Below are 24008 nucleotides of genomic sequence, written 5' to 3'. Positions count from 1 at the left end.
GTTACCTCCCCTCGGGCAGCAGGAATTCAGGAGTACGTACGTGAAGCAGGGCAGTGGGTTCTTCGTCGGCACCGTCGGCGGTGCCATCGCCGTGGTCGCTGTGGGCGGCGTCGGCACGTATCTGCTCTCCGGGACCGAGTCGAACACCATGCTGAACGGCTACAGCACGGTGCGGGTGGACGGTCGGAAGGCCATCTCGGCGGACATCATCGAGGGCCGCACGGAGAACAAGTACAACCCGCTGCCCTGGGTCGGGGAGAAGGTCACTGGCGTGACCTGCCCGACCGGCCTGAAGGCGGTCGCCGGGACCACCCTCACCTGCACCGGCAAGGGCGAGGACGGCCAGGCCGTCGACATCCGCGTGACCGTGGTCAGGGCCTCGGACCGCTCCGTCACCTGGAAGTTCGAGCGCTGAGACGGGGTACCTCTACGAGGACTTGTTGCGGGCATCTCTAGGAGGACCTGCTGGGGGCGCTCCTCCCGGCCGTCCCCCAGGCGAGCAGCGCGAAGCCCAGGGCGAAGCCGAGCATCGTCCATACGCCGCGCGGCCAGAAGATGTGGCTGTCGATGAAGAACCAGCCGGCCACCAGGAGCACCAGCGTGCCGGGAAGGATTCGGACCCCGTGCCTCGGGAGCAGTGCGACCGCCGTGGCGACGATGGCGGCGATGAGGGCGTAGACACCGGCCTGCCCGAGCGCCTCGCCCGTGTCGTAGAGCGGGCGTTTGACCGGCCCGAGCGCCGCGGTCTCGGCTACGTGCTCGACCGCGGTTCCGGCCCCGATGCCGGCGACGGCGTCGAGGCCGGTGTAGAAGGCCGCGTAGACGAAGGCACACACCCAGGCCACCACCGTGGCGACGCCCGTGAGATCGAGTCGGGGCCGACGCCACAGCGGGACCAGGAGGCCGATCGTGAGCAGGGGAAAGACCGGGAGCAGTGCGATGTGCAGGTCGGTCCAGTCCGCGGCGGTCGACCTGGACAGCCCGTGCGGATGCGTGAGGCCCGCGGCGGCAAGTAGGAGAGGGGCGGCGGTGACGAAGACGATGGTTCGGATGATTGCCATGCCTGCGAACGTAGGCGCGTCACGTCGCCGGATACGGCCGCGTAAGGGACTCGTAAGACACTGACACTACGAGCCGCCGGGCCCGCCTGCTCGTCGGCCGACAGCTCTTCGGCCGCCGACCGGACAGGCCCGGCGTCTGACGCGACGACTCAGCGGATCTCGAGCAGGAGGTCGCCGCCCTCGACCTGCTGGATGGAGCCGATCGCCAGGCGGGCGACGGTGCCGCCGCGTTGGGCGGTGATGGCGGCCTCCATCTTCATGGCCTCGATGGTGGCGACGGTCTGCCCGGCATCGACGGACGCCCCTTCCTCGACCTGCAGAGTGACGACACCGGCGAAGGGCGCGGCGACCTGGCGGTCGTCGCCGCGATCGGCCTTCTCGGCGACCTTGACGTCGGTGACGATCGAGGTGTCGCGCACCGACACCGGCCGAAGCTGACCGTTCAGGCTGGCCAGCACGCTGCGGTAGCCGCGCTCGTCGGCTTCGGAGATCGCCTCCAGTTCGATCAGCAGGGTCACGCCCTGTTCCAGGGTGACGGTGTGCTCGGTGTCGGGTTCGAGGCCGTAGAAGAAGTCCTTGGTCGAGAGCACCGAGGTGTCGCCGTAGGCCTCGCGGTGTGTGTCGTACGCCTTGGTCGGGCCGGGGAACAGCAGCCGGTTCAGCGTGGTCCGTCGCGCGTCGCCCAGCCCGCGCCGGTCGTCGTCGGAAAGCTGCGGCGGCTGCGCCTGCGCGGGCCGGCCTTCGAGGGCGCGGGTTCGGAAGGGTTCCGGCCAGCCTCCGGGCGGATCGCCCAGTTCGCCGCGCAGAAATCCGATCACCGAGTCCGGCAGGTCGAACTTGGCGGGGTCGGACTCGAAGGCGCTCGCCTCGACTCCGGCGCCGACCAGGTGGAGCGCGAGATCGCCCACGACCTTGGAGGAAGGGGTGACCTTCACCAGCCGGCCCAGCATCCGGTCGGCGGCGGCGTAGCAGTCCTCGATCAGCTCGAAGCGGTCCCCGAGTCCGAGTGCGATGGCCTGCTGGCGCAGGTTGGACAGTTGCCCGCCGGGGATCTCGTGGTGGTAGACGCGTCCCGTGGGCGAGGCCGGCCCGGCCTCGAACGGCCGGTAGACCTTGCGTACGGCCTCCCAGTAGGGCTCGAGGTCGCCTACGGCCTGCAGCGACAGGCCGGTGGCCCGGTCGGTGTGGTCGGTGGCCGCGACCAGGGCGGACAGCGAGGGCTGGCTCGTGGTGCCCGCCATCGACGCGACGGCCGCGTCGACGGCGTCGACTCCGGCGTCGATCGCCGCGATCAGGGTGGCCAGCTGTCCGCCCGCCGTGTCGTGGGTGTGCAGGTGCACCGGCAGGTCGAAGCGTTCCCGCAACGCGGTGACCAGCTTCCTGGCCGCGGGTGGGCGCAGCAGCCCGGCCATGTCCTTGATCGCCAGGACGTGTGCGCCGGCCTCGACGATCTGATCGGCCAGCCGCAGGTAGTAGTCGAGCGTGTAGAGCGGCTCGGCCGGATCGGACAGGTCGCCGGTGTAGCACAGGGCCACCTCGGCCAGCGCGGTCCCGGTCGCCCGTACGGCCTGGATGGCCGGGCGCATCTGCGCGACGTCGTTGAGCGCGTCGAAGATGCGGAAGACGTCCATGCCGGTCGCGGCGGCCTCGGCGACGAACGCGTCGGTGACCTCGGTCGGGTAGGGCGTGTAGCCGACGGTGTTACGGCCGCGCAGCAGCATCTGCGTGCAGATGTTCGGCACCGCCTCGCGCAGCAGCGCGAGCCGTTCCCACGGGTCCTCGGCCAGGAACCGCAGGGCGACGTCGTACGTCGCACCGCCCCAGCACTCCAGACTGAGCAACTGCGGTGCCATGCGCGCGACATGCGGGGCCACAGCGAGCAAGTCCCGGGTCCGTACCCGGGTCGCAAGGAGCGACTGGTGGGCGTCGCGGAACGTGGTGTCGGTGACCGCGACCGCGCGCTGCCGGCGCAGGTCGGCGGCGAACGCTTCGGGGCCGAGCGCGGCGAGGCGCTGCCGGGAGCCCTCAGGCGGTGGAGCGGAGAGGTCGGTGGCGGGGAGCTTTTCGGCGGGTTCGACGACGGTGGGCCGCGGACCGTGCGGTTTGTTGACGGTGGTCTCGGCGAGGTGGTGCAGGATGCGGCTGCCGCGGTCGGCCGGGGGCCGGGCCCGCAGGAGCTGGGGCCTTTCGTCGATGAAGCTGGTGGTGACGTGCCCGGCCTGGAAGTCGGGGTCGTCGAGGACGGCGGCCAGGAAGGGCAGGTTCGTGGAGACCCCGCGGATACGGAACTCGGCGATGGCGCGGCGGGCCCGGCGGGCGGCGTTGGAGAAGTCGTGGCCGTAGCAGGTCAGTTTGACCAGCATGGAGTCGAAGTGGGCGCTGACCTGGGCGCCTGTGTGGACGGTGCCGCCGTCGAGCCGTACGCCGGGGCCTCCCGGGGACCGGTAGGCGGAGATGGTGCCGGTGTCGGGCCGGAATCCGTTGCCGGGGTCCTCGGTGGTGATGCGGCACTGCAGGGCGGCGCCGGACAGGACGATGTCGCCCTGGGTGAGGCGGAGTTCGGGCAGGGTGGCGCCGGCTGCGATCCGCAGCTGGGCCATCACCAGGTCCCGGTCGGTGACCTGCTCGGTCACCGTGTGCTCCACCTGGATCCGGGGGTTCATCTCGATGAACACGTGGTTGCCGCGCTCGTCGACCAGGAACTCGACCGTGCCCGCGTTCACGTAGCCGATGTGGCGGGCGAAGGCGACGGCGTCGGCGCAGATCCGCTCCCGCAGCCGTGGATCCAGGTTCGGAGCCGGGGCGATCTCGACGACTTTCTGGTGCCGGCGCTGCACCGAGCAGTCCCGCTCGTAGAGGTGGACGACGTTGCCGACGCCGTCGGCGAGGATCTGCACCTCGATATGGCGTGGGTTCACCACCGCCTGCTCCAGGAACACGGTGTCGTCCCCGAAGGCGGACTTCGCCTCCCGCATGGCCGCCTCGATGGCGTCACGCAACTCGCCGGGCTCGGCGACCCGCCGCATGCCACGACCGCCGCCGCCGGCGACGGCCTTGACGAACAGCGGGAACCCGACGTCGTCGGCCGCGGCCAGCAGAGCCTCTACGTCCGTTGTCGGCGCCGACGACGCCAGGACCGGCACACCGGCCTCGCGGGCCGCCGCGATCGCCCGGGACTTGTTGCCCGTCAGGTGCAGCACCTGCGCGGGCGGACCGATGAACGTGATGCCCGCCTCCGCGCAGGCGGCGGCCAGGCCGGGGTTCTCCGACAGGAAGCCGTAGCCGGGGTAGACCGCGTCCGCCCCGGCCTTGCGCGCGGCCTTGATCACCTCGTCGACCGAGAGGTACGCCCGCACCGGGTGCCCGCGCTCGCCGATCAGGTACGACTCGTCGGCCTTCGCCCGGTGCAGCGAGTTGCGGTCCTCGTGCGGGAACACCGCCACCGTGGAGATTCCCAGCTCGAACGCGGCCCGGAAGGCCCGGATCGCGATCTCGCCGCGATTGGCCACGAGAACTTTGGCGAACATCATCCGACTCCTCGACATCGGCGGTGAAACCACGATGGGCCAGTATGGGCCGTACGTGCGCGCTTGGGCGCCCTGTCGGAGTGAACCCTCCGCGACGGAGCGGTCAGCGGCTGGTGAAGACCGTGTCATGCCACGACTTGTGCGGAACGCCGGTGTTCTCCGACATCACGTGCTTGACATTGGTGTACTCGTCGAAGGAGTACACCGACATGTCCTTGCCGAAGCCGGAGGCCTTGTAGCCGCCGTGCGGCATCTCGCTGATGATCGGGATGTGGTCGTTGATCCAGACGCAGCCCGCCTGGATCTCGCGGCTCGCGCGTCCGGCGCGGAAGACGTTGCTGGTCCAGGCGGAGGCGGCCAGGCCGTACGGGGTGTCGTTGGCCAGGCGGAGGGCGTCGTCGTCGCTGTCGAAGGGCAGACAGACGAGGACCGGGCCGAAGATCTCCTGCTGCACGATGGCGGAGTCCTGCGCCGCGTCGGTGATGAGCGTGGGCTCGTAGTAGGCGCCCCGGCCGAGCGGTCCGTCGGGGATCCGCCCGCCGCGCACGATGGTGGCTCCGGCCTCGCGGGCGTTCTCCACCATGGCGGCGACCTTGTCGCGCTGTCGTAGGGAGATCAGCGACCCCATGTCGGTGGCGGGGTCGTCGACCGGGCCCAGCCGCACGCCGTCCATCAGCTCGGCGACGCGGGCCACGAACGCCTCGTACACGGGGCGTTGGACGTATGCGCGGGTGGCGGCCGTGCAGTCCTGGCCGGCGTTGATGAGAGCACCGGCCACGGCACCGCGGGCGGTGGCCTCCAGGTCGGCGTCGTCGAAGACGACGAAGGGGGCCTTCCCGCCGAGTTCAAGATGGACCCGCTTCGCCAACCCGGCTGCCTGCGCGGCGACTTGACGCCCGACCGCGGTGGAGCCGGTGAAGGAGACCATGGCGATGTCGGGGTGGGTGACCAGTGCCTGTCCGGCGACGGGACCGCTGCCGGTGACGATGTTGACGACGCCGTCGGGGATCCCGGCCTCCTGCGCCGCCTCGGCGAACATCACCGACGTGAGCGGAGTGAGCTCGGACGGCTTGAGGACCACGGTGTTGCCGGCGGCGACGGCGGGCAGCACCTTCCAGGCGGCCATCTGCAACGGGTAGTTCCAGGGGGCGATGGAGCCGATGACGCCGATGGGTTCGCGGCGGATGGTGGAGGTGTGTTCGCCGGAGTACTCCGCCGAGGCGCGGCCTTCCAGGTGGCGGGCGGCGCCGGCGAAGAACCGTACGTTGTCGATGCTGCCGGGGATGTCGAAACCGCTCGCCAGCCTGATCGGTTTGCCGCCGATACGGCTCTCGGCGCGGGCGAACTCCTCGGCGCGGGCCTCGAGTTGGTCCGCCCAGCGCAGCATCGCCTCGGAACGTTCGGCGGGAGTGGTGCGCGACCACTCGGCGAACACGGCGCGGGCGGCGGCGACCGCCTCGTCGACGTCCTCAGGGCCTGCCAGGGTGTCGGTGGCCAGGACCTCACCGGTGGCCGGGTTGGTCACCTCGTACCGCTCGCCGGACGTGCCGGAGCGGCGCTTGCCCGCGATGAACTGCTGTCCGCTGGTCTCCATCAGTCACGTTCTCCGATTACGTCTCGGGAGTGGAGCTCTGCTCGCCCCACAGGTCGCCGAGCGTATAGCCGTGCGGGAAGGGATCGCGGAACGGAAGCGCAGCGGAGGGGGCGGAGGGGGCTCCGAGGACGGAACAGTTTCACTACGAGGGGCCGGGCGGGAGGTGGCCGCTCCATCTCCCGCCCGGCCCCGGTCCTGCGGTCAGTCCGTTCGCGGTGCGACGCGCTCGAAGCCGACGCGGTGCAGTTCGCCGGTGCGGTCGGTGATCGCGTACAGCTCGCCGGAACGGTCTTCGGCGAACGAGCTGACCTGGGTCGGGAACTGGCCGATCGTGGCGCTTTGGTAGGTGCCGTCGTCGTTCTTGCGCACGGCCCATGCGGTCCCGGAGCACCAGTCGGTCGCTACGTACGTACCGAAGGCAAGGCTCGCGTGCCGCTGGCCGCGGTAGACGTGGCCGCCGATGACCGAGCAGCCGTCGGCGCCGGTCCGGTAGTGGAACACCGGGTCGGTGTAGGTGGCGTCCGGTGCGCAGCGTTCGGCGTTGAACACCGCGGGGCCTTCCTTGCAGGACCAGCCGAAGTTGAGCCCGCCGCGTGCTGCCTCGGCGTGGTTGATCTCTTCGTACGCACTCTGGCCGACGTCGCCCACCCAGAGCGAGCCGTCGAGCCGGTCGAACGAGAACCGCCACGGGTTGCGCAGGCCGTAGGACCAGATCTCCGGCCGGGCACCGGGCGTTGTGACGAACGGGTTGTTCTCCGGGACGCAGTAAGGGAGTTCGCCGCAGGAACGGCTCACGTCCAGGCGCAGGATCTTGCCGAGCAGCGTGCCTAGGTTCTGCCCGGTGGCCAAGGGGTCGCCGCCGCCTCCGCCGTCGCCGAGCCCCCAGTACAGGTAGCCGTCAGGGCCGAAGGCGAGCTGGCCGCCGTTGTGGTTGGCGAACTGGGAGTGCTCCTGGGTGAGCAGCACCTGCTCCCGCGCCGGGTCGCCGAGCGGGACCCGGGACAGCGTCAGGGCTCCGTCCGGCCGGCTGGTGTAGGCCACGTACACCTGCGAGGTCTTCTGGAAGTCGGGCGCCGGGACGATGCCGAGGAGGCCGCGTTCGAGGCCGGTGCTGTTCACGCGGTCGCTGATGTCCAGCACCGGGTCGGCGGCGAGCCCGTCCTTGGGGTGGAAGGCCCGTACCGTGCCGGCTCTCTCGGCGATGAGCATCCGTCCGCTGCGGTCGTTGGCCGCGGCCATCGCGACCGGTTGCGCCAGTCCGGTCGCTACTGGGGTGGTGACTACCTTCAACTGGTCCAGAGGCACACCGGGACCGGAACCGTCCGGCTCCGCGGTCGCGGCGGGCGCGACCGTGGCAGACAGCAGAGCAGCCATCGTCCATACGAGGCCTATCCGTCTGAGTCGTGACATTCGAGCTCCTCTGTGGGGGGACTCCAGGTTGGCGTCACCGCCAACTCTCCCTGAGGAAAGGGCAGTTCACCAGTGAGCGGCACGCCTCATCCAAGGAAAGCGTGCGGCGGATACAGCGCGACAGGGCAGAGCTGCGTCGCCCGTGCAGCGCCAGGCCGATGACGTACGAGCCGACGCGTACGACTCGTACGCCCCGTACGGCGAGCCGGTGACCGGCGGCGGCAGGAAGCCGCCCGGTCCGCCCGCGGCGCCGGGTCGGCCGCCCCAGACTTGGATGACCGCTGCGGGGGAAATGGCCACCCCAGGAGGACGCGATGTTGCGGCGCACCAGACTGGCCGGGGAATCCGAGGACTACCTCGCCGCCCGCGAGGAGCTGCGCCTGGCCGAGATCGAGCTCATGCGCCACCAGGAGAAGATCTGGCCGACGGACAAGTAGTTCGCGGCGCGCCAGTGGGCGTCCAGCGTCCTCAGCTCGTCGTCGGTGAGCAGCGTCGGCGCCTGCCGGGTGTCGACGGACATCATGGGTTCCCTTCCGGATCGGGGATCGGTGATCTGGGATCGGTCGGAGGTGCCTGCGGGTCCGTACGTACGTCCCCACCCTCCCCTGGCCCGCCGAGTACCCAACAGGGCCGACCGGCCCCTCCCGGCCGACCAGTGAGTACGTCGATTACGTTGAGGTCATCGGCGTAGGCCATCGGGTGAGGGAGACGGCATGAGCGGCAAGAAGGCGGCGAAGGTGCCACGCGCGGCATACGAGCGGGAACTGCTGCGCCTGCAGACCGAGTTGGTGAAACTCCAGGAATGGGTGCGTGCCGAGGGTGCCCGGCTGGTCGTCGTCTTCGAGGGCCGGGACGCGGCGGGCAAGGGCGGCACCATCAAGCGGGTCGCCGAGCATCTCAACCCGCGGATCGCGCGCATCGCGGCGCTGCCGACGCCGACCGAGCGGCAGCGCACCCAGTGGTACTTCCAGCGCTACGTCGAGCATCTGCCGGCCGCCGGGGAGATCGTGCTGTTCGACCGCTCCTGGTACAACCGGGCCGGGGTCGAGCACGTGATGGGCTTCTGCACGAAGGAGGAGTACCAGCTCTTCCTGCGGCAGTGCCCGATCTTCGAGCGGATGCTGGTGGAGGACGGGATCCTGCTGCGCAAGTACTGGTTCTCGGTGAGCGACACCGAGCAGCAGGAGCGCTTCCGGCGCCGGCTGGAGGATCCGCTGAAGCACTGGAAGCTGTCCCCGATGGACCTGGAGTCGATCACCCGCTGGGAGGCGTACTCCCGGGCCAAGGACGAGATGATGGTGCACACCGACATCACCGAGGCGCCCTGGCATGTCGTGGAGAGCGACGACAAGCGCCGGGCCCGGCTGAACATGATCGCCCACCTGCTGGACTCCGTGCCGTACCACGAGGTGCCGCCGCCGGTGCTGGAGCTGCCGGAGCGCCCCGAGTCGACCGGCTACGAGCGCCCGCCGCGCGACCTGCAGACCTACGTCCCCGACCACGCGGCGAGCCTGTGACACACGGCCTTACGGACTCACGCCTGCCGCGGCACGGCGCTCACTCCTGCCGCGGCATGACACTCACTCCTGCCGCGGCACGATGAGCGCCTTCACCACACGCTGGGCCGCGACGTCCTCCAGCGCGGCCTGTGCTTCGGCGAGGCCGTACTCCGTGGTGATGAGGTCGGTCCAGGGGAAGATCCGCCCGTAGCGGGCCATGACCTGGACCGCCCGGTACACGTGCCCCACGTCGCTGCCCCAGCAGCCGCGGACGTCCAAGTGCTTCTGGTTCAGGTCGAGATGCGGGTTGAAGGTCGCCTCACCGGCGTCGGTGTACTGGCCTACGATCACGTATCGCCCGGCGTCCCGGGTGAGCCGCATGCCTTCGGGCACCGCCGAGGGCACTCCGGTCGCCTCGATCGTGACGTCGGCGCCACGTCCCGCGGTCACGTCCCGCACCGCCGCGATCCGCTCGTCGGCCGTGGTGCCGCCGATATCGATGACGCTGTCGGCGCCGAAACGGGTCGCCGCCGCCAGTCTGCCCTCCGGCCCACCGATGACGATCACCCGGCCGGCGCCGCGCAGTTGGGCGAGCACGGCGGCACACAGGCCGACGGGCCCCGCGCCCTGGACCACGACCGTGTCACCGAACCCGATGTCGCCGAGCGTCACGGCATGCAGCGCGGTAGGCATCCCGCAGCCTCCGGAGAGAAACGCGCGCCAGTCCAGCTCGTCGGGCAGCGGTATCACATGGACGCCCGGCTTCAGATGGATGTACTCCGCCCAGCCGCCCAGCAGCCCGTCGTCGGCCGAGAGGGTGACCCCGTAGACCTTCCGTTCCGGGCAGCGCGTGGTCGCATGGGCGACGGTGCAGTACCAACAGCGCCCGCAGGTCCCGTACACATCGAGAAACGTCACGACCTGCCCGACCCGCAGCGGAACCCCGTCCACGTCCCTCGGGGCCTCCCCCGGCCCCAGCGCACTGATCCGCCCCACACTGACATGCCCGGGAATGATCGGATACGGAACACCGGCGAGCTGCCCCTTCCACAGGTGTGCATCCGTGCCGCACACCTCGCTGCCCAGGGTCCGCAACAGGACCGCGCCCGGCTCGAGTTCGGGCTGGGCGAACGAGCGGACTTCGAGCGGTGCACCGGGCTCGCTCATGACGACGGCAGAGATCACGAGGGTTCCTGTTCGTTTGCGGAGTAGGCGAAGTTGGGCGCCGGCCCGCGCCCCGTCAGGGGCCCGGGCCTGTGTCAACGTAACGGCTCGACCAGCCACAACGGACCCGCAGCGTCACACCGGCCTTCCAGCGGAGCGCATACGCACAAGCAGGTGCAAGAAGTACGGCGTACCGATGACCGCCGTCATCAGCCCCGCCCCAAGCTGAGCCGGCGCAATCACCGTGCGGCCCAGCAAATCCGCCGCACAAACAAGCGTCGCGCCCAGCAGCACCGCCACCGGCACCACCCGCCCATGCTGCCGCCCCACCAGAGCCCTGGCCGCATGCGGAGCCACCAGCCCCACGAACCCGATCGCGCCCGCGGCCGCCACGGCGGTGCCGCTGAGCAGCACGGCCAGCGTCAGAAAACCGAGGCGCCCCCGGCTCAGCCCAAGCCCCAGAAGCCTCGGCGTGTCCTCGTCGAGCGACACAAGGTCAAGCTCGGTGCGCCGCAGGCACGCCACGAGCAGCCCAACGGCGAGGACGACCGCGAGTGGCACCACGTCGGGCAGAGTCCGCCCGTAGGTGGACCCCGACAGCCAGGTGAGCGCAAGGGTCGCGTTGAACGGATCGGTGAGGATGATCAGCAGGCTGATCAGCGCGGACGCCGCGGTGGCAACACCGAACCCGACGAGAACGAGCCGGTTCTGCTGGAACCCGCCGCGCGCGGCAAGCCCGAACACGAGGACGGAACTGACCGCTGCGCCCGCGAACGCCGCACCGGCCACGCCCCACGATCCGACGGAGGACACCGTCGTCACGAGGAGCACGGCGCCGAGCGCGGCCCCGCCGGAGACGCCCAGGATGCCGGGGTCGGCGAGCGGATTACGCGTCACGGCCTGCACGAGCGTCCCGGCCAGGGCGAGCGCCGCACCCGCGAGGAGCGCCGCGAGAACCCGGGGCACCCGAGTGTCGAGTACGAAACTGATGGTCCGGCCGGCGCGCCCCTGTGCCCAGTTCGCCACATCACCCAGCAGCAACTTGCTGTCACCAAGCAGCACGGCGGCAATCGTCACGCCGACGAGCACGGCCACCAGTACGCCCGTGGTGGTGAGGAAGACGCCCCGGCTTCTGATGCGCAGCCCGTCCTGCGCGGCTGCGCCAGCAGTGTCCCGGACGCGCGTGGCCAACACGATCAGGAAGACGGCGCCGACAAGGCTGGTGACGACGCCGGTCGGAACGGCGACGGCCACGTCCGCCGGAACGATGGCGCGCAACAGCACATCCGAACCGAGGACCAGCGCCGCACCGGCGAGTCCCACGACCGGCAGGCTGGTACGCGTCCGGGAGAGCGCGCGGATCCTGCGGGCAAGAGGCCGGACGAACGCGGGCGCGCACAGCCCCACAAAGCCGATCGGCCCGGCAAGGGTGACGGCCGCTGCCGAGAGCAGCGCCGCGAGAACCACCCCCGCAACCCGGGTCGCCCGAACCGGCACGCCGAGCCCGCGGGCGGCATCGTCACCAAGAGCGAGGGCGTCTACCCGCCGAGCGAGCAGCAGAAGCCCGACGAGACCGGCGAGCCCGATCGGCACCATCTGCAACACGCCGTCGAACCCGTTCTGCGAAATGCTCCCCTGGTTCCACTGGTACAGCCCCTGTGTCTCCTGCGGAAACAGCAGAAGCAGCCCCTCGGTGACGGCGGTGAGCCCGAGGGCGAGCGCGCTGCCCGCGAGCACGAGCCGTACCGTCCCCGCACCCAGCCCGGAAAGCCCGAGCACCACAGCCGCCGCCCCGAGTCCGCCGACAAACGCGGCGCCGGACGAGGCAAGCAGCGGCAGCGAAACCCCGGTCACGGAAACGAGCCCGAGTGCAAGATAGGACCCCGCGTTCACCGCAAGCGTGTCGGGCGAGGCGAGCACATTGCGGCTGACCTTCTGCAGCGCGGTGCCCGCCATCCCGAGCGCGATCCCGACGAGCAGCCCGGCGGTCATACGCGGCAGCCGAGAGGCGATGACGACGGACGCGTCCGCCGGATCGGCCCGGCCGGTGAGCGCCTTCCAGATCTCGGGCGCACCGACCGCGGCCGTGCCCTGCGTGATGTCCACGACCGCGAGCGCCGCGACCAGCAGGGCCAGCGCGGCCGTCACCGCGGCCTCGCCCACCCGGGACGTGGCCGCCGGCGGACGGGTGGCGGGGGGTGCGGGTGCGGTCACGGCCATGGTGTTACTTCGTCAGCGCGGCGACGACGGCGTCGATGTACGCGCTCATCGACCCGGTTCCGCCGAACATCCAGATGCCGTCGGGCAGCCGGTGCGCATTGCCCTTCTCCACGAACGGCAGCGACGTCCACACCCTGTCCTTGGCCAGAGCACCGCTGAAGGGGGTGCTGCTCTTGTCGCCGTCGTTGCCGATATACGCGAACCGCACGTCGCCGCCGAGCTTGGTGAGGCCTTCGACGTCGGTGGAGCCGAGCCCGTAATCCTTGTCGCCCTTGACGGTCCAGGCGTTCTTCAGACCGATCCGCTCGTTGACCGCGCCGATGAGCGAGCCGCTGGTGAACGGGCGGATCGTGGTCTGGTTGGAGACGAGGTAACCGTCCGCGAAGGCGTAGTCCGCGCCGGCGAGACCGGCGTCGGCGAGGGCCTTCTTGCCCTCGGCGATCTTCGCCTCGAAGTCCTTCTTGAGCTTCTCGGCCTGCTCGGTGGTGCCGGTGGCCTTGGCGATGACGTCGAGGTTCTTGGTCATCTGCCCGATCGGGTCGGCTGCGTCGGCGGACTTGATCTGCAGGACCGGGGCGATGTCGCGCATCTGCTTCACGGCGGCCGGCGGCAGGTCGCTGCTGGCGACGATGAGGTCGGGCTTCAGGCCGGCGATGGTGTCCATGCTCGGCTCGCCGCGTACGCCGATGTCTTTGGGCTCGTTCTTAAGGGGGACCGCGCTGTCCCAGAGCTTGTAGCCCTTGATGTCGGCGACGCCGACGGGGTCGACACCCAGCGATATCAGGGACTCGACCTCGTTCCACTCGGTCGCCACGACCTTCTCGGCGGGCCCGTCGAGCTCGGTCTTCACGCCGGAGGCGTCGGTGAGGCTGATGCGCTCGGCGGACGGCTTCGCCTCGGCGTCGTCGGCGGCGGGCTCGGTGGTCCCGCAGGCGGTCATGGTGAGCGCCGCGGCGGTGGCGGCTGCCGCGGTCATCAGGAGGCGTCTCATGGGGTGGGGTTGAGCCTTTCGCTTCGCGAGTGGTGCCTGCCGATCGCGCGGGTGCGCAACAGGCCCGTCATGGGGTCGGTGCCGACTTCGATGCGGATGCCGTAGGTGGCGGTCAGCCGCTCCGCCGTCAGTACGTCGTCGGGGCGGCCGTCCGCGATGATCCGTCCCTCGTCGAGGAGGACGATGCGGTCGGCGAGGGCCGCGGCCTGGTCCAGGTCGTGCAGGACGGCGCCCACCGCGATCCCGTGGTCGTCCGCCAAGTCGCGGACGAGGTCGAGGAGTTCGACCTGGTAGCGCAGGTCGAGGTAGGTCGTCGGCTCGTCGAGGAGCAGTACGCCGGTCTCCTGGGCCAGGCAGCCGGCGAGCCAGACGCGCTGGAGCTGCCCTCCGGAGAGGTGCTCGGCGCCGCGTTCGGCGAGTCCCGCGACGCCCGTCATGGCCAGCGCGCGGTCCACCGCGGTCCGGCCGTCCGGGTCGGCGCGGCCCCAGCGGCCCCGGTACGGGTAGCGGCCGAACTCGACGACGTCCCGCACGGTCAGCCCGCTGGGCGTGGGGCGCCCCTGCGTCAGAAGGGCCAGGCGGCGCGAGAACTCACGCGGGGTCAGGGCGAGTCCGTCGGTGCCGTCGATGACGAGCGTGGCGGTCTTCGGTCGCTGCAGCCGCGCGAGGGTCCGCAGGAGTGTCGACTTCCCGCTGCCGTTCGGGCCGACCAGCACGGTCACTTCGCCGGGCCGCAGGGTCAGCGACGCCTCGTGTACGACGTCGACACCGTCGTACGCCACGGTGACGTCCGTGGCCGACAGTCCATGACCGCGAGGACGCGCGGTCGCGGAGTTCTCTTCGCCTGCATGCACGCGGCAAAGGTTAGCCTAACCTAACGAAAGACCGCGAGACCGGGAGTGAGCAGGCGCAAGGCGAAGGTCGGCCAGAAGGGAAACCCCGCGCGGAGGTGGGCAGTTGGCGCGCGCCCGCCGCACCCGCCGTGACGGCCGACCGGTGACCGGACGACGGACAGCATCCCGCGCGGGCGGTGGCCCGGGCGGTGCGCAGGACCGCCCGGACCGTTCGCGGGTGCTGCCGATGGATCCCCGCGGGGCTCAGCCCTGGGCCGGAGTCGCCGGCGTCTCCGGCTTGAGCACGACGAAGTCCGCGTTCGCCGGGTCGAGGCAGACGGCCAGGCGGCCCACGCCCTCCGCGTCCTGCGGCCCCATCTGCACGCTGCCGCCGTTCTCGGTGACCTTGGCGACCGCGGCGTCGCAGTCGGTGACGTTGAACACCGGGTGCCAGTACGGCACCCCGTTCGCCAGCGCGAGGTCCTCCTTGCTGAGCTCCATGACACCGCCGAACATGCGCTCCTCCGGGAGCCCCTCGGGGGTGATGAGGGAGTACGTACCCCCGCCGCCCGGCAGTTCCATGTCGCCGAACTGCCAGCCGAGCACCTCGCCGTAGAACTCCTTCGCGGAGGTGGCGTCGCTGGTGTACAGCTCGGTCCAGGACAGCGAGCCGGGCGCCTCCACCAGCTCGAAGCCCTTGTTCGTCCCCGGCTGCCAGACGGCGAACTGGCCGCCGAGCGGGTCGCTGTACTGCGCCATCCGCCCCCAGTCGTCGAGGTCTCTCGGCGCCACCCGCACCGTGCCGCCCGCCTCCTGAACGGCCTGGGTCGTGGCGTCCGCGTCGGTGACGCAGAAGTAGATCATCCAGGCGGAACGGGCACCCTCCTCGCTGAGCTTGCCGAGCCCGGCGACGGTCTTGCCGTCCTTCTGGAACATCCCGCCTTCCATTTCGCCCCCCTCGCCCATGGACTGGTACTCCCAGCCCAGCACCGCGCCATAGAAGGCCGCGGCGGCCGGAACGTCGGGCGCACCGAGGTCGGTCCAGCAGGGGGTGCCGGGGGTCGGTTCAGTGGTGATCACGGCGATTCCCTTCGCAGGTCCTGTCTGTCTCATCAGCGTGACACCAGCCACTGACAATCGCCCCTCGGTACCGCACCCCTAAGGAGGCCGCAGCTTGGAACCGCCCTCCTCAGCGGAGCGCTGTGTCACCTTTGACAGTGGGAGAGCACGCCGCGTACAGCCGCGGAGGTGAAGGTCACCGCGTCAGGGTGGCCAAGGTCGATGGCCAAAGTGAGGTCCGCTTCGGTGGGCCAGTTGGCGGCCAGGATCTCGAGTTGCAGCTGCCGATAGCAGTCGATCTCGGGGAACGCGTCCGAGAGCCGTTCCTCGCAGGTGAAGACCACGACGGCCTGGGTTCCCGGCGGGTACTCGAGTACGGGCAGCGTCATCGAGTCGGCGTCCTCGGCATCGAGCGCGGCGATGTCGGACGGCAGGGGCACGAGGACATCGCTGGCGATCAGGGTGTCCAGGGCCGAAGCGTCGTAACGGTGACGCTTGAGATCGCGCAGAGCGTCCTGCGCCGCGGCCGTGAGCACTGCCTCGGGGATGGCGATCATGGCCTTCATCCTCATCAGTGCGTGGGGGTTCCGGTCTGGTCCCGGTCGGGTTCCGGTCTGGGGCGTTTTCCGCGTACCCCAAGGTGAGACCAGGTATGCGCACGCCGGCGCGGTCATGTGCCCGCACCCACGTGTCTGCGGTCATGTGTCCGCGCCCCGCCCTGCGGGAGAAGCGGCGGTCATGGAGGCGGGTGCCACATAGATCCGCACCTCACCGATCCGGTGCTGCGGCCACGTACGGGCGTACGCGGGCGGCCGTCCCTCCGGCGTGACGAGCGCGGCGACCGGCAGCCGCCGGGCGGTTCGCTCGATGTTCCCGGCGGTGGTGTTGGCGTTGTTGCCCTCGGTGTGGGCGGAGGAGCAGCCGGTGTAGAAGGCGATCGGGATGGCCTCGTGCCCGGTCAGCAGGCACGGCGGCCGTACGCCGAGCCGGTCCAGTTCCGCCGCCGTACGGGCCCACTCGCGGCGGCCGGCGTAGGTGCCGTCCACGACATGGTTCAGCACCGCGTACTGGATCGCGAGGTGCCCGGCGAGACCGAGCGCCACCAGGGTCACGGCCGCTTTCCGCCGCCTTCGGCTCCGCGGCGTGGTGACCAAGTGGACGAGCCCACCCGCCACCGGCAACGCCAGCAGGGCGTAGGAGGGCAGCAGGAAGCGTGGGGCCGCGTACCCGATCAGGAACAAGTAGGGGAAGGCGGCCGTGGCGGCGCAGGCCAGAGGCACGAGGGCGACGGCCGTCCGGCCCGCCCGCACGGCGACCGCGAGGCCGAGGACGGCGAGCAGGGGCAGCACGAACCACCAGATCAGCACCGCCGGGTGCGGCCACGGCGCGGTGCACGGGCGGCACAGCGTACGGCCGACCAGGGAGCGCAACTGGTCGTCGACGGCGAAGTTCCAGCCCAGGCCGCCCTGGACCAAGGAGGCGTCGGCCAGCCGCTGCCCCAGGCCGCCATAAGCGACGTACGCCTCGACGACCCACTCGACCGCCCCGGCCGCCAGCCCCGCGACCAGCGCCCCCAGTACCTGCCACCGCCGCCAACGGCGCACGCCCACCAGCAGCACGAGCAGCGGCAGGGTCACATAGACCGCGTCAGCGGGCCGCATCCACGCCATCAGCGCCGCGCTCAGACCCACGCCCCACAGCGCCGCCCGGTCGAAACGGTTCGCCTGAGCGCGCAGGAAGCATCCGACGAGGGCCAGGGCACCGATGGCGACCCAGTAGTTGGGCATGACCTGCGGCCCGTAGAACAAGGTCACCCACAGCGTCGCGAACAACGCGCCCGCCAGAGTGAGCACGCGCAAGGGGATCACTCCCCGCCAGGCGCGCAGCGCGAGGAACAGGCCAAGCCCGGACAGCAGTGCCAGGTACACCCGCAGCAGTTCCGTGGACGTCGACCACGAGGCGATGGGCGCGGCCAGCAGCGAGACCCCGCGGGCGCGCGGCGCGCTGAAGAACGCCGCCGGGGCCTCGGGGCTGACCTGACTGACGTACACCACCTCATCCCAGCCGAGGCCCATCCCCGGCCGTACGACCGTCAGTTGAGCGAGCGTGAAGGCGCCTGCCACGAGGGCGAGCCAGCCCTGACCGCCGAAGCGCCGCGCCGTGCGTGCCCGTACCGACGGGCGGCGGCGCTCGGCGTCGACGAGCGGGACGTGCAAGGTCTTGGGCATCGTGCACCCTTCACCAAGATGAAAGAGACACAGTCTGAAAGACACAAGAAAACACGGACAAATTAGCTTGTGTCGGGCAGGGCCGCAGCCCGGCGGAAGAGGGGGCATCCACCGCCCGGAGCGCAGTTACGTAGGGTGGCGTCCATGCCAGGAGACGGGTGGGCGAGGTAATGGCAGAGCCGGAGTCCCCCGACATGTCACGCGGTGCCCGCCTGGCCGCCCACAGCGCTGTCTCCAACACGCTCGCCCTCTGCAGCGATCACCGGCTGGGTGAACTGGTGGACGCCGCCGCACCGTTGGGCTCCGGCATCGGCGGGAAGTCGGTGCTGATGGAGGTCGCCGGACGCCCGGTGTTCGTGAAGCGGGTGCCGGTCACCGACCTGGAATCGCTGCCGGAGAACGTCCGGTCCACAGCGAACCTGTTCGGGCTGCCCGCCTTCTGCCAGTACGGCATCGGTGCCGTCGGCGGGCCGGGCTACGGGGTCTGGCGGGAGCTCGCCGTGCACATCATGACGACCAACTGGGTGCTCGGCGACGAGCACCAGGGTTTCCCTCTTCTGCACCACTGGCGCGTGCTGCCGGACCCGGCGCAGCCCCTCCCCGAGGAACTGGCCGATGTGGACCGGGCCGTCGCCTACTGGGGAGGCGACCCGGAGATACGCCACCGGATCGAGGCGCTCGGCCGGTCATCGGCGAGCGTGGCGCTGTTCCTGGAGTACATCCCGCAGAACCTGCACACCTGGCTCGGCGTCCGGATGCGCACGGAGGACGCGAACGCGGCCTGCGCCATGGTCGAGCGGGAACTGGAAGCGGGCGTCTCCTTCATGAACGCCCGCGGGCTCCTGCACTTCGACGCCCACTTCCAGAACATCCTCACCGACGGACGCCGCCTGTACTTCACCGACTTCGGCCTCGCGCTCTCCTCCCGCTTCGATCTGTCGCAGAGCCACGCCGCCTTCTACGACCGGCATCGCGTCTACGACCGCGCCTACACGGCCACCTGGCTGGTGAACTGGCTGCTCAAGGACCTGTACGACTACGAGCGGGACGACCGCGAGGCGGCGGTGCGCGCCTGCGCCCGGGGCGAGCGCCTCACGGGCATCCCCGACGCGGCGGCATCGGCGATCGCCCGCTGGGCACCGCTGGCCGCGGTGGTGTCGGGCTTCAACCGCGCATTCCACGACGAGAGCAGGCAGACGCCGTACCCGGTGGAGGAGATCCACCGGGTCGGCGAGAAGTACGGCCTGCCCCTCTCCTGACGCACGCGCGCGCGTCCTCTTCTCAGGCCCGCCCTGACAGCCGTACGTCGTGCCCGGACAGTCGTACATCGATCGCCGTCAGCGCCAGCGCCAGCGGCCCCGGTGCCAGGAACGCCAGCGGCAGCAGCATCCACGCGCACAGCGCTGCCGCCGCCACGGCAAGGAGTACGAGGCCGGAGCCACCGGTGTCCCGTACGGCGTCCCGGGCCGCCTCGCGCACGGCCGCGCGCCAGTCGGTGAGGGACTCGGGGCGGCCGCAGGCGCGCAGGCCGACGACAGCGGCGTACGTACCGATGAGCGCGGCGACGGCGGCGAAGAGCGGGGCGCCCGGCAACCCCGCCCGAGCCAGCGCCAAGTCCGCCAGCAGGAGCAGCACGCCCGCCGCGGACAGCGCACCGGCCGCGAGGTCCCCGGCCCGCAGCCGTTGCCGCAGCAGCGCCAAGTACCGTCCCGCCGTGGCGGGTTGGTCCTCGCGTGCGCTGCGCAGCACCGCGCAGGCCGTGGACAGTGCCGCCGGCATCGTGACGACCGGCAGCGACACCAGCGCCGTACAGACCCCGACACTCAGCACATCCGCGAACAGGGTCATCCGCGGCCCGAAGATCTCGCCCGTCTCGCGGGCCTGCCCGGCGCTCATCCCTTGCCCCTTCATCCCTTGATGCCGGAGTTCGCCATGCCCTCGACCAGGAAGCGCTGGAAGGCGAGGAAGAACAGCACGATCGGCAGCAGCGCGATCACCGACATCGCGAACATCGGGCCGAACGCCGACTGGCTGGAGGCGTCCACGAACTGCCTGAGGGCCAGTGTGAGCGTGAACTTCTCGGGCGAGAAGAGATAGATCAGCTGGGTGAAGAAGTCGTTCCAGGTCCAGATGAAGGTGAAGATCGCGGTGGTGATCAGCGCGGGCCTGGTCAGCGGCATGATGACGCTGAAGAAGCTGCGGAACGGCCCGGCGCCGTCGATCCGCGCCGCCTCCTCCAGTTCACGCGGCAGCCCCCGCATGAACTGCACGATGAGGAAGACGAAGAACGCCTCCGTGGCAAGGAACTTGGGCAGGATCAGCGGCCAGTACGTGTTCACCATGCCGAGCTGGTTGAAGATGATGTACTGCGGGATCAGCACGGCGTGGTGCGGCAGCATGATCGTCGCGATCATGAACGCGAACAGCGGCCCGCGGAAGCGGAAACGCAGACGCGCGAAGGCGTACGCGGCGAGGGAGCAGCTCAGTACGTTGCCTATGACGGCGCCGCCCGCGATGAACAGGGAGTTGCCGAGCAACTGCCACACGGAGACTTCGTTCACGCCCTCCAGGGCGGTCGTGTAGTTGGACCATTCCAGGCTGCCGGGCAGCAGGTTGAGGCTGGCGATCACCTCGTCGGCGGGCTTGACGGAGGTCGCGAGCAGCCACGCCAGCGGGTACAGCATCACCAGCAGCGCGGCCAGACAGCCGGCGTGCAGGGCGACGCGCCGCCAGGCAATGGGCTTGCGGACGGCGGGAGTTGCGGCGGTTGAGGTGGTCATCGGTCCCCCTCGGACGCGTAGAAGACCCAGGAGCGCGAGGTCCGGAACAGTACGGCCGTGACGGCGCCGATCACGAGGAGCAGGACCCAGGCCATCGCGGAGGCGTAGCCCATGTGGGAGGCGACGAAGCCGCGGTCGTAGAGGTAGAGGGTGTAGAAGAGCGTGGAGTCGGCCGGGCCGCCCTTGCCCGCGCTGATCGCGAAGGCGGGGGTGAAGACCTGGAAGGCCTGGATGGTCTGGAGTACGAGGTTGAAGAAGATCACCGGGGACAGCATCGGCACGGTGATGGACAGGAACTGGCGCCATCGGCTTGCCCCGTCCACGGCGGCCGCCTCGTACAACTCCCCCGGAATCTGCTGGAGTCCGGCCAGGAAGATGACCATCGGCGCGCCGAACTGCCACACCGTCAGCAGCGCGACGGCGAACAGCGCCCAGCCGGGTTGATTGACCCAACCGCCCGTGCCCAGCAGGTTGTCGACCGTGCCGCCGTCGTTGAAGACCGCCCGCCATACGAGGGCGATGGACATGGAGGCGCCGAGGAGGGAGGGCGCGTAGAAGGCCGAGCGGTAGAAGCCGCGTCCGCGCTTCATGGATTTCAGCGCGAGCGCGACGACCAGCGCCAGGCCGAGTTGGAGGGGCACGGCGATCACGACGTATGTGAGGGTCGCGACGACCGAGCGCCAGTAGCGCGGGTCCTCGGTGAACATCTGCGTGTAGTTGCGCAGGCCCACCCACTGCGGCGGGTTGAACAAGTCGTAGTCGGTGAAGGAGAGATAGAGCGACACGGCCATCGGGAGCAGCGTCAGCACGGCCGCGCCGAGAACCCACGGGGAGAGGAACACCCAGGCGGCGCCCTCGCGTTGGCGCTTGGGTCGCTTGGCGGGGGTGGTCTTCGGAGTAGTGGCGGGGGCCGGTATCTCAGTGGTGGTCATGACCGCAGCTCCGCCTTCGCCTCGGTGACGTAGTCCTCGGCCGCCTCGCGGGGCGACATCCGCTCGTACGACACCTGGTCGTAGTCGCGCATGAAGGTGGTCTGCAGGGCGCTGTCGCCCGAAGGGGGCGCCTGGGGCGGGGCGTTGAGGTCGCCGTCCAGGGAGGCCTGGTAGTCGTCGATCGTCTTGTCGAAGTCCTTCAGCCCGGGGCCGATCGCCTCGCGGATCGTCGCGTTGATCGGGATGCCGCGGGTCGCGCCGAGGATTTTCGCCGCGTCCATGTCGTTCAGCATGAAGTCGATGAACTGGGCGGCCTGCTTGGGGTGTTCGGAGGCCTCGGCGACGCCCATGAACATCGACGGCTTGAAGTACTGGCCGGGCGTGCCGTCCTCGCCCGACGGCATGGGCGCGAGGGTGACTCCGCCGGGGATGAGGGCGAGGAAGCCGCTGGCGGGCGCGTCCCAGTTCATGTCGGAGATGACCTTGCCGCGGCCCAGCGGGGTGTTCTCGACCGCGCCGTCGATCTGGGTGGTGTCCTCGGCGGACGAGACGGCACCCTCGCGGCGCAGCTTGTCCGTGAAGGTCCACCACTCGGCCAAGTCATCGGCGGTGAAGCCGAGTTGGCGGTCCTTGGTGTAGAGGTCCTTGCCCTGGCCGCGCAGCCACACCTCGAAGCAGTCCTCGCTCTGGCCGGGGTCGGTGCCGCCGGGCTTGCCGGTCTCCTTCGCGAGGGCGCGCATCGCGTCGGCCCAGTCACTCCAGGTCCAGCCCTCGCGCGGCGGCTCGACGCCCGAGGCCTTCCACTGCTTCGTGTCGTACGCGGTCGTCTCGGTCCCGCGTGCCTGAGGAATCGCGTACTGCTTGCCGTCCACGACGCCCGTGGCCAGCAGGCCCTTGTCGATGTCGGCGGTGCTGAGCGCGGACTTCTGCTTCGCGAGGTCCAACAGGACGCCACCGGACGCGTATTGGTCGATCATGCGGTAGTCGAGCTGCATCACGTCGGGGGCGTCACCGCCGGCCGCCTGCGTGGCCAGCTTCTGCTTGTACGGCTCGTATCCCGAGAACGACGTCTGGATGTCGATGCCGGGGTTCCGTTCCTCGAACAGCGCGACGGCCTCCTCGGTACGGGCCGCCCGGTCCGGGTTGCCCCACCAGGTGTAGCGGAGTACGACCTTGCCGCCGCCGACCGAGTCGCCGGATCCCGTACAGCCGGCGAGCGCCGCACAGAGTGCCAGCGTCGCCGCCGCCGTCGCCGTCACGCAGGACCTCGTTGTCCTGTTTCCGGGCATGTGTGGGGTCACCTCTCTCGGGCAGAAAGCGCTTGCGAGGAGAACGACCCTAGGGATCGTCCGGATGTCCGTACAAGCCCCCGTGCAGCACTTTCCTGGAACTGCAACGGATCTTCACCGACGCCGTCGACACCAAGCGAACGGAGATCTTTATGCCTTCGGATACGCCATCGGAAACGCGTTCGGAGACCTCGATACCTTCGGAGGCCTCAATGCCTTCGGGGGCCTCTATGCCTTCGGGGGCCTCTATGCCCTTTGAGGCCGCACGTCGCCGCCGTCGCTGTGCCGTGGTGGGGCTGGGCGCACGGGCCCGGCTCTTCACGGAGGCGCTGGCCGGTCCTTACGCGGACCGTCTCGACCTGGTGGGTTTCTGCGATGTCAACGCGCACCGCATGGCCGTCCACAACGAGTGGCTGGCCGCCGACCACCCCGGCTGGGAGCCCGTACCGGCGTACGCGGCCGAGGACTTCGACCTCATGCTGCGTCGCGAGCGCGTCGATCTGGTGGTCGTGTGCAGTGTGGACCGCACGCACGATGAGTACATCGTGCGCGCCCTGGAAGCGGGCTGCGACGTGGTCACCGAGAAGCCGATGACGACGGACGCCGACCGGGCCCGGCGCATCCTGGACGCCCAGCGACGCACGGGCCGCGAGGTGCGGGTCGCCTTCAACTACCGCTACAACCCGGTGCATTCGGCCATACGCCAGTGCATCGCGGCCGGCGAGATCGGCGAGATCGGGTCAGTCCACTTCGAGTGGCTGCTCGATCTGCGGCACGGCGCCGACTACTTCCGGCGTTGGCATCGGGACAAGGCCAACTCCGGTGGCCTGATGGTCCACAAGGCGACGCACCATTTCGACCTGGTGAACTGGTGGTTGGGGACGTCGCCCGAGACGGTCTTCGCGCAGGGTGGCCTCTTCTTCTACGGGGAGAGTGCCGGGCGGCGGCGTGGACTTGCGCGTCCCTATGCGCGGGCACACGGCGACCCAGCGGCCGACGACGACCCTTTCGCCGTACACCTGGCGGACTCGCCCGTGCTTCGCTCGCTGTATCTCGACGCCGAGGGGGAGGACGGGTATCACCGCGACCAGAACGTCTTCGGGCCCGGCGTGAGCATCGAGGACGACATGGCGGTGCTGGTGCGGTACGCGTCCGGCGCGACTCTGACGTACCACCTCACGGCGTACGCACCCTGGGAGGGCTACCGGGTTTCCTTCAACGGGAGTTCGGGGCGGCTGGAGCTGCTGGTGGAGGAGACGACGTGGGTCCGTCCGGACGTGGTCGGGTCGGAGGGCTCGAGTCCTGTCATGCACGGCTCGGTGGCCGACGAGGAGGCGGGCCGTACGGAGCTGCTCCTGCGCCCCTTCTGGGAGCGCCCACGCGAGGTGAAGGTCGCGACCGGCGAGGGCGGGCACGGGGGC

At 70.2% G+C, this 24008-nt stretch carries 20 protein-coding genes; 5 read left to right on the top strand and 15 right to left on the bottom strand.

The genetic code is table 11. The annotated features are described in order from the left end of the window. Nucleotides 1-40: 40 nt before the first annotated feature. The gene (locus G6048_RS06490) at nt 41-415 is read left to right on the top strand and encodes a DUF4333 domain-containing protein (RefSeq protein ID WP_328825685.1); all 375 of its coding nucleotides are present in this window, start codon (nt 41-43) and stop codon (nt 413-415) included. A 37-nt stretch (nt 416-452) separates the two neighbouring features. On the opposite strand, the gene G6048_RS06485 is transcribed toward G6048_RS06490, so the two are convergent. From G6048_RS06485 to G6048_RS06470, 4 genes are all read right to left on the bottom strand, one after another. Further along, nucleotides 453-1061, bottom strand: a complete 609-nt coding sequence (locus G6048_RS06485; protein WP_165338482.1) for a hypothetical protein — start codon at nt 1059-1061, stop codon at nt 453-455. Nucleotides 1062-1210: 149 nt separating this feature from the next. Beyond that, nucleotides 1211-4588: a pyruvate carboxylase gene (locus G6048_RS06480; RefSeq protein WP_165338481.1), complete on the bottom strand. Its 3378-nt coding sequence runs from the start codon at nt 4586-4588 to the stop codon at nt 1211-1213. 103 nt (nt 4589-4691) lie between these two features. Next, a complete protein-coding gene (locus G6048_RS06475) occupies nt 4692-6182 on the bottom strand; it encodes a gamma-aminobutyraldehyde dehydrogenase (protein WP_165338480.1) in 1491 nt (496 codons plus the stop codon). A gap of 201 nt (nt 6183-6383) precedes the next feature. Then, on the bottom strand, nt 6384-7592 hold the full coding sequence (locus G6048_RS06470; protein ID WP_206341256.1) for a PQQ-dependent sugar dehydrogenase: 1209 nt from the start codon (nt 7590-7592) through the stop codon (nt 6384-6386). Nucleotides 7593-7906: 314 nt separating this feature from the next. On the opposite strand from G6048_RS06470, the gene G6048_RS50835 reads away from it, so the two are divergent. After that, nucleotides 7907-8029 (top strand): hypothetical protein, encoded by a 123-nt coding sequence (locus G6048_RS50835; protein WP_268978613.1) that lies wholly within the window; start codon nt 7907-7909, stop codon nt 8027-8029. 276 nt (nt 8030-8305) lie between these two features. Next, nucleotides 8306-9109, top strand: coding sequence for a polyphosphate kinase 2 (ppk2, locus tag G6048_RS06465; RefSeq protein ID WP_165338479.1), 804 nt, complete (start codon nt 8306-8308; stop codon nt 9107-9109). A gap of 63 nt (nt 9110-9172) precedes the next feature. Here the strand turns inward: ppk2 and G6048_RS06460 are convergent, their stop codons facing one another. From G6048_RS06460 to G6048_RS06430, 7 genes are all read right to left on the bottom strand, one after another. Then, nucleotides 9173-10276 carry a zinc-binding dehydrogenase gene (locus tag G6048_RS06460; protein ID WP_206341255.1) on the bottom strand — a complete coding sequence of 368 codons (1104 nt, stop codon included), beginning with the start codon at nt 10274-10276 and terminating at the stop codon, nt 9173-9175. A gap of 114 nt (nt 10277-10390) precedes the next feature. Further along, complete coding sequence (locus G6048_RS06455; RefSeq protein WP_165338478.1) at nt 10391-12475, bottom strand: iron ABC transporter permease; 2085 nt, start codon at nt 12473-12475, stop codon at nt 10391-10393. A 4-nt stretch (nt 12476-12479) separates the two neighbouring features. Further along, on the bottom strand, nt 12480-13466 hold the full coding sequence (locus G6048_RS06450; RefSeq protein ID WP_165338477.1) for an iron-siderophore ABC transporter substrate-binding protein: 987 nt from the start codon (nt 13464-13466) through the stop codon (nt 12480-12482). Further along, nucleotides 13463-14320 carry an ABC transporter ATP-binding protein gene (locus G6048_RS06445; RefSeq protein ID WP_165338476.1) on the bottom strand — a complete coding sequence of 286 codons (858 nt, stop codon included), beginning with the start codon at nt 14318-14320 and terminating at the stop codon, nt 13463-13465. The genes G6048_RS06450 and G6048_RS06445 overlap by 4 nt, the downstream gene beginning before the upstream one ends. Before the next feature lie 243 nt (nt 14321-14563). Further along, on the bottom strand, nt 14564-15379 hold the full coding sequence (locus tag G6048_RS06440) for a VOC family protein (protein WP_165338475.1): 816 nt from the start codon (nt 15377-15379) through the stop codon (nt 14564-14566). 125 nt (nt 15380-15504) lie between these two features. Continuing rightward, nucleotides 15505-15915, bottom strand: coding sequence for an SseB family protein (locus tag G6048_RS06435; protein ID WP_165338474.1), 411 nt, complete (start codon nt 15913-15915; stop codon nt 15505-15507). A 141-nt stretch (nt 15916-16056) separates the two neighbouring features. Next, on the bottom strand, nt 16057-17586 hold the full coding sequence (locus G6048_RS06430; RefSeq protein ID WP_165338473.1) for a hypothetical protein: 1530 nt from the start codon (nt 17584-17586) through the stop codon (nt 16057-16059). Between the two features lie 170 nt (nt 17587-17756). Here G6048_RS06430 and G6048_RS06425 point away from each other — a divergent pair, with 170 nt between their 5' ends. Then, the gene (locus G6048_RS06425; protein WP_235989511.1) at nt 17757-18845 is read left to right on the top strand and encodes a serine/threonine-protein kinase; all 1089 of its coding nucleotides are present in this window, start codon (nt 17757-17759) and stop codon (nt 18843-18845) included. Between the two features lie 22 nt (nt 18846-18867). On the opposite strand, the gene G6048_RS06420 is transcribed toward G6048_RS06425, so the two are convergent. From G6048_RS06420 to G6048_RS06405, 4 genes are read right to left on the bottom strand one after another with little or no spacing between them, the layout of a single operon-like run. After that, the gene (locus G6048_RS06420) at nt 18868-19482 is read right to left on the bottom strand and encodes a hypothetical protein (RefSeq protein WP_165338472.1); all 615 of its coding nucleotides are present in this window, start codon (nt 19480-19482) and stop codon (nt 18868-18870) included. A gap of 11 nt (nt 19483-19493) precedes the next feature. Next, on the bottom strand, nt 19494-20366 hold the full coding sequence (locus G6048_RS06415) for a carbohydrate ABC transporter permease (protein WP_165338471.1): 873 nt from the start codon (nt 20364-20366) through the stop codon (nt 19494-19496). Further along, a complete protein-coding gene (locus G6048_RS06410; RefSeq protein WP_165338470.1) occupies nt 20363-21298 on the bottom strand; it encodes a carbohydrate ABC transporter permease in 936 nt (311 codons plus the stop codon). Before G6048_RS06410 ends, G6048_RS06415 begins: the two co-directional genes overlap by 4 nt. Then, nucleotides 21295-22587, bottom strand: coding sequence for an ABC transporter substrate-binding protein (locus G6048_RS06405; RefSeq protein WP_165338469.1), 1293 nt, complete (start codon nt 22585-22587; stop codon nt 21295-21297). Before G6048_RS06405 ends, G6048_RS06410 begins: the two co-directional genes overlap by 4 nt. Nucleotides 22588-22835: 248 nt before the next feature. Here G6048_RS06405 and G6048_RS06400 point away from each other — a divergent pair. Further along, a partial coding sequence (locus G6048_RS06400; RefSeq protein ID WP_165338468.1) for a Gfo/Idh/MocA family protein occupies nt 22836-24008 on the top strand: 1173 nt, incomplete at its 3' end.

It is taken from the genome of Streptomyces ureilyticus, from assembly GCF_011045025.1.
GTDB classification, from domain to species: Bacteria; Actinomycetota; Actinomycetes; order Streptomycetales; family Streptomycetaceae; genus Streptomyces; species Streptomyces ureilyticus.
The sequence above is the reverse complement of the archived record's forward strand: the minus strand, read 5'-3'. Positions and strand labels throughout refer to the sequence as shown.